Source organism: Citrobacter sp. RHBSTW-00881 (assembly GCF_013728515.1).
In the GTDB taxonomy this organism is placed as follows: Bacteria; Pseudomonadota; Gammaproteobacteria; order Enterobacterales; family Enterobacteriaceae; genus Citrobacter; species Citrobacter braakii.
Genome location: NZ_CP056269.1, coordinates 3,708,080 through 3,720,316, shown reverse-complemented (window position 1 = coordinate 3,720,316; position 12,237 = coordinate 3,708,080). Strand labels below are relative to the sequence as shown.

Sequence of the window (12,237 nt, the reverse complement as noted above, 5' to 3'; positions counted from 1 at the left end):
CAGGATGTTGATGTGTGGCAGTGATAATTTTGTGGGCAACGGTTTGTTCGCCTACCTGACAAGCAAACATGTACCGATACAAACATTCCAGTTTGAGGATATGTTGCATCAGTCATCATTATGCCAGCATCAAACCATGGTTTTTAATATCATTGATAACGAACAACCATGTTCAACTATCGTGCAGTTTTTGAATAAAAACCGCTTCAAGTTTTATAATAATGTCGTGGTAATTATTGCTGATAGTTTGGTGGCGAAATTATGTGTAGAGTTATTATATGTTGAAAAAACGATAGTTTTGACGGAGAAATCTTCACTGCGCGATTTCGGTCAACTGGCGTCGTTAACGGCCGGGAAATGGAATCCCCGGCTGTATCGTTCACAGAAAAGATTAACCGAGAGAGAGCAGCAGATTCTGAATTTATTGGTAAACGGATATACCGCCAGAGAAATTTCAGAGTTAGTTAGCCTGAATTATAAAACTATCCAGGCGCATAAAATGAGGGTCGTCACCAAGCTGGGACTGACCAATACCTCGGAATTAAATAAATTAATTGTCAGATTTACCCATCGTATGTCTTTTTTACCCTAACCTGGCCATTCTATTCTGATGTAACACACCTAATAGTAGATACAATTCGGGAGTGATATTGACTGGTTTTTAATTTTTATGATTTGTTGAGGGAGAGAGGAATGTTTAATTCTAGTGAGGTGTTAACCGCGCTTGAAAAGGCATTGAATACCAGTCAGCTTTATATGGTTTATCAACCAATTTTTAATTTGCGTAATCAGCGTATTAGCGGGTTTGAAGCATTAATGCGTTGGAATAGCCCCCAGATGGGGATGATCTCTCCCGATGTTTTTATTACCTTGCTGGAAGACAGCGGCAATATCATGTCAATTGAAGATATGGTTACCCACACTCCCTGGGATGTGGCAACCCGTTGGCCAGAGCCCCTTGTATTGTCCGTCAATATTTCCGCGCTTGAATTCTGCGATCCGCTGTTACCCCAACGCGTCAGAAAAAACCTTACTGTATGTGGTCTCCCGCCCCATCGATGCCAGATAGAGGTCACGGAAACGTCGCCGCTGTGCGACAGTCAGGTCGCGGCTAAAAATATGACGGAGCTGAAGGCGATAGGGGTCAAAATTGCCCTTGATGATTTTGGAACCGGCCACGCCAATCTTAACTATCTGTTGAAATATCCTTTTGATACCTTAAAAATTGATAAGGAATTTATCGCCGGCATTGAACCCGATACCCGCTCAACAAAGATTGTCGAGGGTATAATTTCACTGGCGCACAATTTTGGTATTGAAGTTCTTGCTGAAGGGGTGGAAACCCAGTCCGAACTGGATCGGCTGATGCAGATTGGTTGTGACAAAATTCAAGGCTTTTTCATTTCTCCCCCGGTGTTGGCAGAAGAGATCCCGTTACTCCTGACGCAGTATAATCCTTAATCTTCTCCCTCTCTGTTGTTCCCCTGAACCTCGATTGTTTCGCGTTGCCAGAGGGCCGCTCCCGCACTTTCTCCGCCAGTCCGTAGGCCTGATACGTTAAGCGCATCAGGTTGCTTTGTATCCGTGACAGGCCAAAAAAAGCCCCCTGTTAAACAGAGGGCTAGCGAGTTTATGTCAGCTTAGAACGATTTCTTAAAGCCAATTGATGCATTAACCGGCGCTTCAACCTGCGACTTACTGCCACCGTTGCTAAATTGCGTACCCAGTTCTCCGTAAACCTGCAGGTTTCTGTCGATAGACCATGACAGACCGGCTGCAACTTCAGTGCTGGAGTACTGTTGTGAAGACTCAAGCGTGGTGGTGGCTACCGCATTGCTAAAGTGCGTTTTGTCTTTTGAACCCAGACCCTGCCAGACGTTGACCCTGCCGTAAGGCTGGAATTTGCCATGGTTGGTGTCATAGTCAGCGACCAGACGCACGCCCAGACGGGCGGTAAAGGAATCCGCGGTATCCATTTTCACTTTCGTTTGGGTCACACCATCAAGCCGCCCGTTATCAAAGTCGCTGTATTGATAGATCAGCTGAGCCTGAGGTTCCAGACTCCATGCGCTGGTGCCTAAACGGAACGATTTACCCACTTCTGTTGACGCCGTCAGCGTGTTGCCTCTGACGGTATACGAGCCGTTGTTACCGGTCGCCGCCAGGCGGGATTTATGGTTACCGTATTGCAGGACGTTATCAACATACATCCCGTCGCCCGAGAACCAGGTGGCGTAGCCGCCGACATAAAACGCGTTGTCGTCGATGTTGCCGCCTTTGCCGTCGCTGCCTGTCTTCGTGCCTTTCACGTTGCTGTCGATATCAAGAATGCTGGTATACATCCCGGCTTTCCAGCTTTCGTTGGCATACATATCGACGCCAACCTGAATCCCCATGGTATGGGAGCTGGTTTGCGTTCCAGCCGCATCATCCAGTTTGGTTTTACCGGAGTAGCCAATCATTCTTGCCCAGGCGCGATTGTCTTCATCAATACCCGGTTTAACCTCGTCACCCATACGCTGGTGCATGTTGCCTAACAGGCTGATGTCGCCCTGACGAACGACGCTGGCGAGACCAGAATACAGCATGGTTTCTGGACGATATTCGCTTCTCAGATACCAGTTTTCACCCTGACCCTGAGCGTTACCCGCATGCAGTTGATACTCAAATGCGCCTGCAGCCATACGATCGGCGGCAAGATGGAAGGCGTCTCGTGACGTTTGTGCCGTAGTGGTTGCGCCATTGAGCGCGGTTACCACTTCGATACCATCACCAATGGTTGGTGCGCCGAGACCAGAACCATCGACATCCAATAGCGTACTACCGCTGGCTTTACCGCCATCGATAATCAGACGGTCGGCAATGCCTGCGCCGCTGCCAGTTTGTGTGGCCGCCATGTTGATAGTCCCTTTTTCGCCGGTGTAATCCCCTTTGACGGTTAACGTTGTGCCAGTCTGCTGGCCGATGAGTGAGACATCGCCACCGTTGCTCAGTCCCGCTACCGTCTGGTTGTAACCTTGCGTGTTGAGGGTAGTGTCAGCGACAACGTAGTGGTGTGATGCGCTACTCAGAGTGTTGGTATTACCCGCCTGCAGTACACCGTTGGCAATCAGCGTTGCGCCGCTGTAGCTGTTTTCTCCATGCAACTCCGTAACACCGCTGCCGGTTTGATGCAGTTGGCCTTCGCCGCTGATATTACCGGTCAGCGCCAGGGTATCGCCACGATTGACGTTGAGTACGCCGTTATCAACGATATCCCCCTGAATGCTGCCGATATCGCCGCCGTTACCCAGCTGTAAAACGCCTTGCTCGATGGTGGTGCCACCGGTGTAGGTGTTATCCAGCGTCAGGGTGAGGGAGCCTTTACCAGTTTTGGTCAACTGACCGTTACCTTCGACTTCCGTCAGCAGAGAAACGTTATGTCCGTTGGTGTCGAATGTCCCGCCGCCGGATTCCAGAGTCACCTGACGAGCGGTATCAAACGCTTCACCATATTTCAGCGTACCACCATTAAAGGTAATTCCCGTCTCTGGTGCGCCAAGGTTGGTATCACCCGCCACCTGCAGCGTACCTGAGGTGATGGTGGTTCCACCGCTGTAGGTGTTGTCACCAGTGAGGATGAGCGTACCGAGGTCGCCTTTATTCAAGCCGCCGGTGCCGCGGATCACGCTGTCGATAGTCGCGGTGTAGTTAGCGCCGTCTACTGTGCCATCGCCGACGCGAATCAGCGTATTAGCCGTATCGGTGGTAATGGCTTCACCGCCCACGCGATAACCATCGGTGGCGAACTGTGCGCCACTGATGATGACGTCGCCTTTGCTGTTATCGACGGTTACATTGCCCGCTTCACCCTGGAAGACGGCGAACGCAGCATCGGTAAACGGTGCATTCAGCGCGCCTTCTGGCGTTGATTCATCCGTTGTCCAGTTGTCATTACCCTGGCTGGATTGCCAGATACCGTCGCCGCCGTTGATGACGCCGTTGTTTTTCAGCTCGCCATTCTCACCGCCGGTGCCGTCCCAGAAGCGCAGCGTCAGCCCGGCATGGTTAACCAGGTTAACCTGGTTATTAACCGAGGTTTGTACGTACAGGCTGTCCGCAGCTTCCGGCGCGTCGGCAATGTCCATCACATTGTTGGTTAATGTGCCGGTGTAGTTGATGACGCGGTAAACACCAACGTCAAAGCTTCCGCCTGGAGAGGTCTGGATATTGAGCTTACCATCGAGCGTCAGATCGCCATTCACATCTATCAGGTCATTGAAGGCTCCGCCTGGGGTATAGGCTTGACCAAACTGGTAATCAAGCTGTGCGTTATCGCTGAGCGTCAGTGAACCGGTAGTCAGTTTACCCACGCTGTTGATGGCCGCACCCGCGGTAATATGGCCGTCATCCAGTACATCAACCGCGCCGCCGATAATACCGTTCCCGCCGAGCGTTGCCCCAGATTTCACCGTCACCTGACCTGTTGCGGCAGACTGATTACCGTTGACCAGCAGTACGCCTTCATTGACGTCCGTGGTGCCGGTCCAGGTGTTATCGCCGGTCAGCGTTAACGTGCCGTCACCGATTTTCACCAGGCTGCCATCGTTGCCGCTGATAATGCCGCTGATGGTGTCATCAAGATGCAGATTACCCAGCGACAATTCTTTATTGCCCAGTTCGACATTCCCCGCACCGGACAACGAGCCGATAGATGTTGCGCTGTCGACTGCGCTGATATCGACCTTGCCGCCCGCCAGGTTTTTAACGACGGTATTCTCTGCTAACGCCTGGTCCGCAAAGGTCATCAGTCCGCTGTTATTCACGCTAGCAGAACCACCGCTGGCATTTTCTTCCAGCGCCAACGTACTGTCTTTTGACACGTTAACCGTCGCCTCGCCCGCGGTGGCGTTATCGGTTAACAGCGCTTTCGCTGTGCCCGTCAGGTTCAGTTTTGCGCTCGCGGCGGTGACGTTATCCGCCAGCGTTAACAGACTGTCGGCAATGTTCATGGTCAGGGATTTCAGGCTGGTCTCTGTTCCGCTGACATTGAGCGTCGCCCCGTTATTGACGTTCACGGTGCTGCTTTCATTGCTACCAAAGGCTCCGGTTTTGCTGACGTTGACCGTCACATTGTTGGCATTTCCGGTACCGGCAATTTCTGTGTCGCCTTTATAGCTGTTCGCGCGATTGAGCGACAGGGTACTGCCCGCATCGCTTGAGCTGCTGGTGACTTTCAGTTTACCGTCGCCGGTAATCTCACCGGTTGGCGTGAAGTTATGTGAATTGAGGTCAAACACCGCCGCGTTATCATTCGCGCCCAGCGCAATGGTGCGATTGCTGGTTAGGTCCGCGCCCATCTGCAGCGTGGAGCCGTTGTTGATAGCCAGGTCGGTTCCGCTCTGACCGAGGTTGCTGTCGGCGGAAATCTGCAACGTACCGCCATCAATGCGTGTGCCGCCGCGATACGCGTTATCACCGCTGAGGATCAGACGGCCAAGGTCGGTTTTCACCAGCGTCAGCTTGTCAGTCGTGCTGGCTTCGCGGATGACGGACTCAATGGTCGCGGTATAGTTTTGCCCCGCGCCACCCGCGCCAACGCGCAGCAGCAGTTCACCGGTTCCCGGCGTCTGGCCGGCGTGGGTCGCATTTTCCGTGGTGGCATAAGCGTTAAGTGCGTCGCCTTTAACGACATAGCCATCGGCGTCAAACTGTGCCCCGGAGAAGTTAACTTCTCCCGCGGCGTTATCCACGGTAACGGTGCCACCTTTGGTGGTGAAGACGGCAAAGGACTTCTGCGCCCAAGGTGCGTTACCTTCGCCCGTTGCCGTGGTCCAGTTGTTATCACCCTGACTGCCGATCGCCATCCATTTGCCATCGCCACCGTCAATTTTGCTGTCGCCCTCAATGCCCGACGCGCCGTGGCTTTGACTTACCGTCGCTCCGTCCCAGAATTGCAGGGTAACGCCGTTGGCGTTCACCAGGTTGACCTGTTTGTCGATAGAGGTCTGGACAAAAATATTGCTCTTATCCTGACTGTCCGGTATTGCGCCCAGCTCCAGCGTCTGGTTATCCAGCGTACCGCCGTAATTATAGATACGGTACACGCCCGGTCCGAAGTTACCGCCTTGCGAAGTGGTAACATCCAGGGTCCCGTCCAGTTGCAGATCGCCTGCCACGTTCACCAGATCGTTTAGCGCACCGCCTGGCGTAAAGGCCTGCCCCAGTTCGAAAGCGGAGGTCGTTTTGCTGCCAAGCTGCAGATTACCGTTAACAGATAGCGTACCCGCACCGCCGTCACCGGCGCTGATGGTTGTGGCATCGTTCATCAGCACGTTGCCGCCGATAATGCCCTTACCGCCAAGTGTGGACGTACCGCTGACGGTGGTGATGCCGCGCGCCGCGCTTTGATCGCCATTCACCAGCAGCGTGCCGTTAGTAACGGTGGTGTTACCGGTATAGGTATTGTTGCCGTTCAGACGGGTAATGCCGCCGCCGATTTGCTGTAGCGCGCCGATACCGGAGATCACACCGTTGAGCAGCACGGTGTTGGCGCGATTAATCGCCAATACGCCGTTGTCGATGATGTCAGAGACGGCGCTCACTTCGCCTTCATTTCCACCGTCACCTAACTGCAGCGTACCGGTTTGATCAATGGTGGTAGAGCCGGTGTAGCTGTTGTTGGCGGTAAACACCGTGGTGCCGCCCGCCGCACGTTCAAATTTCCCGTCGCCGCTGATGATGCCGCGATAGATCTGTGCTGTTGAGGTATCCCCCTGAGTATCGAAGATAACCTTGCTGTCTGCGCCCTGGGTGGTGACATTGTAATCGCCAATGCTTGCGGCAGTGCTGGTTGGTTCGACGTGATCGCCGGTACGCAGCGTGGCGCCATTGTTTACAGCAAGGGTTTCGCTCGCCAGATTCAGGTTTTCAACGATGCGTACATCTGCATTTGACCCGCTGATGGTCAGTGAATCCCAGCCGGTGCCAATGTTGGTACCGGTATTCAGGTTGTCGCTAGCCAGCGTACCAATCTTCGCATCTTTTGTATCAGTGAAGGTGAGGGCGTTGCCCGTACCCGCTGCGGTAAGGATGTGCCGCGTTTTATCCAGCGTCACATTGCCGATGTTGGCTTTATTGTTACCGCCAGTACCCGCGAAATTCACTTCGCCAGCATAAGAGCCGCTACGCCAGTTGAAGGTATCTGTACCTTCGCCGGTGTTGATTACGCCGCTGGTCACACCGCCGCTGATATCGATGGTGTCATTGCCTTTACCAGACTGAACTGCCACGGCCGAGTCGTTGATGGCCTGCAGGGTTCCCGTGTTGGTGATGGCTTTACTGCTGTCGCCGCTGGCGTCTATTACCGGTGAGGTGGTACTGGCAGAGATAATCTTGCCGCTGTTGGTCAATGCGCTAACGTTTTTCGCGATGATTGCTGAACCACCTGCGCTGTCATGCACGTTGATGTCGGCATTGGTGGTGATACGACCGTCCGTATTGGCGCGGATACCGCTGCCTTCGCTGTTGAGTACCTCAATGGTATAGCCTTTGCCGATGGTTAGATTGCCCGTCACCGCGTCGCCATTACGTTGTTCAAAGGCGAAGCCGGTACCTTTACCGTTGACGTTGAGGATGTTGTTCAGCCCATCGTTCATGGTCAGCGCCACGCTGGTGCGGATCCCTGGGCCATCGTTGGAGTCGATGGTGACATCACGCAGCGTGATATTGGTGTTGTTGGCATCGTTTTGAATACCGGCACCGGTACCATCAGCGCGGATCATCACGCTTTGCGCGGCCAGAGCGCCAGCGCCTTCGGCCAGGCGAATGCCGTCAGCGGAGCCATCGGTGGTAATGCTGTCGCCAGTCATACCGTTAATCAGCAGGCTTGCCCCTTGGGTCAACAGAACGCCAGCGGTGCCATCATCAACCTGAATTTTGCCAAGCTTATTAATCTGCGCGCTGGAGCCTGAGGCGCGTACGCCGATGCCGTTGCTGACATGCAGGGCGAGGGAGGAGTTATTGGTTAAGCTACTGTAGATTCAATCTGTCAATGCAACACCCCTTTCAATTATCTCTTTCGGTGTTTTGAACTTCAGTGTCTTTCTCGGTCTGTTGTTTAGCTGAGCAGCAACCAGATCTAGTTCATGTTGAGTATATTGGGCAAGACATGTCTTTTTAGGAAAGTACTGCCGAATTAGCCCATTTGTGTTCTCATTTGTTCCCCGCTGCCAAGGACTCTGAGGATCGCAGAAGTAAACTTTAACGCCGGTGCTGACAGTAAATTCTAGATGTCTGGCCAGTTCCATTCCTCTGTCCCATGTCAGTGATTTTCTGAGTTCTGACGGTAAACTCAGGAATTTGTCGGTAAGAGCCTGATTTACTGAGACAGAATCTTTGCCCCTGAGTCTAAGGATGATCGTATAACGTGATTTTCGGTCTACAAGTGTGGCTATATGAGAGTTTTTTGTACCTGAGACTAAATCGCCCTCCCAATGCCCCAGAGAGCGTCTGTTATCGATATTTCGGGAACGTTCGTGAATTGGTGTTCCGTTCACTATGTTAATCGTACCTCTTTCGCCTTTGCGGGTATGACGCCTGCCATGGCGAAGGCTATGCGACCGTCGCAGATGCTGTATATTCAGGTGGTGTAGCGCTTCACGGCTACGAAAGTACAGCGTTTTATAAATTGTCTCAGGTGATATTCGCAGCGTTTTTTGACGTGGTTTTGTTCGCCTTAACCATCCTGATATTTGCTCTGGAGACCATTTCATCTCCAGCTTTTCCAGAACAAGCTTTCGCAATGGTAAATTTTGATCCAGTAAGCACGGTTTTGGCCTTTTCGCCATTCTGTTGGCTCGGTTATTAGCATCAACAGCTTTGTAATAGCGTCTGCCCCGATTACGCTGAACTTCACGTGAGATCGTCGAAGGACTGCGATTCAGCGCAGTAGCTATCGCACGAATGCTCATTTTGGCTGACAAACCAGCTCGTATCTCCTCGCGCTCAGACAGTGTCAGGTGAGCTACAGCCCGCTTACGCTCATGGGGTTTTATGCCGCCAGTATCCCTTAACATAGTGAAGATCGTTCCGGGTTTTGAACCCAGGATATTCGCTATTTCACTGAAGCCTGTTCCGTTCTTCCATAGTTCAAAAACAGAGGCTTTTTCCTCTGCTGTAAATGTTCGTCTCATTCAAAAAACCTCCGCAACCCCATGTTTTCACATAACTGTTGCGTTGACCAATTGAATCTACAACCGCCTTTTTGAACATCGACACCGATACTGTCGACGCTGGCCAGATCGATAATCGATTTGGTATCGAGGATCAGGTTGCCCAGATTCCTCGCCACATAGGCGATTACCTTGTTGCCGCTGGCTTCAGAGGTGATCTTCGCGTTTGAGGTGAGGGTCGTGCTCGTGGCATTGCCCTGCACATTACCATTCAACTGATGCGCCTGACCATCCACAACCCCGGCAACGGTTCTTTCACCGGTTAAATTGATGGTGGTTTTATCGCTGATGGTCCCTTTCGCGCCGCCTTCGATAACCAGCGCCGCAGAGTCAGTACCCTTAACGGTGAACGTTGCTTCACCGGTATCTACGTTACTGCCTGCGCCAGTGGCGAGAACGCCCACGGAATTGTTACCGCTGAGAGTCAAATCCAGGTTGGAGGTGGACTGATCTTTCGGGTTAGTGGTATTACCGGCCAGCAATGCGCCATTGGCGATACGGAAAATGGTGGTGCGATCCTGACCGTTGTCATTCATCACCGCCTGACCAATATTGGCGGTAGCGCCCTTACCATACAGGTAATAACCAATCTGATCGGTGCTGTTAAATGAGGGGCTACTTAAGCTGTCAACGTTAGCGATGGCGTTATCACGCACGTGGACGCCGATGTTACCGGCTTTATCCAGCGTAATATTGGAATAGACGTTGACCACTGCCTGACCGTTGGCGCCACCTTCCGCCCAGATGGCGTAGTTACGGTTACCGACGCCGCCTTCACCGTCCACCACGATAGAGCCTGCAGCGCTGGTGGTGACTTCGGCATTTTTGTTATTGGCGCTAACGTGGATCCCTACGTTGTTGGTGCCATTCACGTTAATCTTGCCGTCGTTACGGATTTCCTGATTATTTTCTGCGCCGCTGTCGTGTACGGAGATGCCGTAGTTTTTACTGCTGCCCCCTTTAGAACCGCCATTGATCACGATATTGCCGGTATTGAGGACGTTGCCCGTGGCATTTCCGACCAAAATCCCTGCGGCGTTACGGACGCCGGTTCCCAGCGTGATAAGGCCGTTGTTAATCACCTCTTTGGCGCTCTTGATCATAATACCGGCGCTCAGGCTGGAACCGCCTGCCATGGTGACATCTTTAGCCGGATCGCTTGCGTCGCGACCAAGATAAATAGAGGCATTCTGAGCATTGGTAAAGGTGGCATTCCCGGCGACTTCTACGCCATAAGCGGTGCCGCTGGCAAAGGATGTACCGCTTTTACGTCCGTCTACGACGTTAATATCGCCGTTGTTGACCCCTTGTGCATCGTCAGACAATTGCATACCAATCGCCAGCGTCAGCGAAGAAGCGGGGACGTCTTTGCTCCAGGGATCGGCTGCCGAAGCGGTACCAAAGTTATCGGTGGTGATCGCCTGGTTGATGATGCCGTTGTTAGCGATCTGACTGGTGCCTTGACCTTGCATACCAAATGCGCCATAGCTGTTGACGTTTTGGTTGCCGTCTTTATCGATAAACAGCCCGGAGTTGATCATCCCGTTGTTGGTTGCCGTCGCGTCTTTTGCCAGCATGCCAATCGCCAGGCTCTGCCCGGTAGACGTTCGTAATGCGTTCAGTTCGCCAAAGTTTGTGATAACCCCGCCATCAACGGCTTTCATGACGCCATTAATACTGCCGTCAACGGCAAGAATCGCATCTTTGTTCAGGGTGCCGGAGGTGCCTGCGCCATTGGCGTAAATAGCATGCAGCTCACCGCGGTCAGCGGTCGCGTTATTGGCATGCGATAAGCCGTCTGTCCAGACGTCGTAATCCCAACTGAGCACGTCAGAGGGCTTGCTGGAATTGATCAGGCCATCAATCAGCTCGGCATACTTCGTTTGTGCTGCGGTGACGGTAGTGACTTCATTCGCTTCCAGCCACAGTTGGATTTGGCTGACTTTTTCGCCTTCCGGGTTTTCCGCCGCGTCGCTGCTATTGCCCAACAGCCAGTCGTTAAATTCGGCCAACTCCTGCGTGTTGGTGATGTTAAATGTGCGCTCACCCGTTTCGACGACTTTGCCGTCCGTATCATAGCCGTAGGTCATGAGCGTGACATCATCGCCAAACACGGAGGTTTGCGCTGAGCCGGCGAAGGTTTTTTCAGGAATAACCGGGGCGGCGTTAAATTTTATAAAGTTATCGGATTGCCAGTAAACCTGGCTACCCGCGTCCTGAGCCTCCAGTAAGGAGGAGTCTTTGGCCAGTAATTCGATGGTATTGGCTTTGGCGCGTACATTGAGCGTGTCGTCGCCCAAATTCAGATTGGCCGTGGAGCCGTTTGTCGCCAGCGCGATACCAAATTGTTTGTAGATTTTAGACTGCGCCGGATCGTAAGTGTTTAATGCCGAATCGCCAATCTGTGATTCGGTAAGAAAGTTACTTAACGCGTTGGTATCAAAGACTTTAATGGTTGTTTTTTCGCCGGGGAACGCCGGGTCGTTAATCTCAAATTCTGTGCTCTGCGAAGGCGTTGATGATTGGTTATAAGTCAGGTATTCCGCCAGCTCCTCGGCGGTAGTAATCGTTTTTACGCCCTGGTCAGGGCTGGTGGCCTGCAGGGTGATTTTGCCGGTTTGCAGTAGCTCTCTGATGGTCGTTGATTCAACAACGCCACTTTGACCCGGACTGATGGTTGGGATCGCGCCGCTGATATTGAGCGCCTGACCAGCAGTGATATCTTCATATAAGAATCCGTAGTCGTGGACACCCTCATAATCCCCAACAGAAATACCTGTCTGGTAGTCGGTGAAAATATTATGTTCACCGATGTCGATGATCGGAGTTGCTGAAGCTTGCATTGAAGCAGCGCTTAATGCGCCGGCCGTGAGTACGGCGACAGTTTTACGCGAGCTGCTTTTTTTCTTTCCTTTGGTTAATTCGGAAACGACCACCCAAATACCGAGCGCCGCGTTCCAAATAATGCTGTAAACTTTGTTCATATATAACCCTCGTCTACATTCCTGTTATGTGTATTGTTAAT

4 protein-coding genes and 1 pseudogene are annotated in these 12,237 nt (G+C 52.3%); 2 read left to right on the top strand and 3 right to left on the bottom strand.

The genetic code is table 11. The features are described 5' to 3' along the window. Window positions 1–4 precede the first annotated feature (4 nt). Together HV311_RS18000 and HV311_RS17995 are read left to right on the top strand one after the other, a co-directional pair. Window positions 5–592 (top strand): helix-turn-helix domain-containing protein, encoded by a 588-nt coding sequence (locus HV311_RS18000; RefSeq protein WP_019076223.1) that lies wholly within the window; start codon window positions 5–7, stop codon window positions 590–592. 101 nt (window positions 593–693) lie between these two features. Further along, window positions 694–1,461 (top strand): putative bifunctional diguanylate cyclase/phosphodiesterase, encoded by a 768-nt coding sequence (locus HV311_RS17995; protein ID WP_016152160.1) that lies wholly within the window; start codon window positions 694–696, stop codon window positions 1,459–1,461. 179 nt (window positions 1,462–1,640) lie between these two features. Here HV311_RS17995 and HV311_RS17990 read toward each other — a convergent pair whose 3' ends face one another. The 3 genes and pseudogenes from HV311_RS17990 to HV311_RS17980 form a co-directional block, all read right to left on the bottom strand. Further along, on the bottom strand, window positions 1,641–7,883 hold the full coding sequence (locus tag HV311_RS17990) for an autotransporter outer membrane beta-barrel domain-containing protein (RefSeq protein ID WP_326928870.1): 6,243 nt from the start codon (window positions 7,881–7,883) through the stop codon (window positions 1,641–1,643). Window positions 7,884–8,021: 138 nt separating this feature from the next. Continuing rightward, window positions 8,022–9,173 (bottom strand): IS30-like element IS30 family transposase, encoded by a 1,152-nt coding sequence (locus HV311_RS17985; RefSeq protein WP_001254932.1) that lies wholly within the window; start codon window positions 9,171–9,173, stop codon window positions 8,022–8,024. A gap of 14 nt (window positions 9,174–9,187) precedes the next feature. Next, window positions 9,188–12,196 (bottom strand): annotated as a pseudogene (locus HV311_RS17980) (ESPR-type extended signal peptide-containing protein); the annotation flags it as partial. Window positions 12,197–12,237 lie beyond the last annotated feature (41 nt).

Coding starts and splice junctions, on each gene's coding strand:
- HV311_RS17985 (WP_001254932.1), bottom strand. CDS start 9,173: ATGAGACGAACATTTACAGCAGAGGAAAAAGCCTCTGTTTTTGAACTA.
- HV311_RS17995 (WP_016152160.1), top strand. CDS start 694: ATGTTTAATTCTAGTGAGGTGTTAACCGCGCTTGAAAAGGCATTGAAT.
- HV311_RS18000 (WP_019076223.1), top strand. CDS start 5: ATGTTGATGTGTGGCAGTGATAATTTTGTGGGCAACGGTTTGTTCGCC.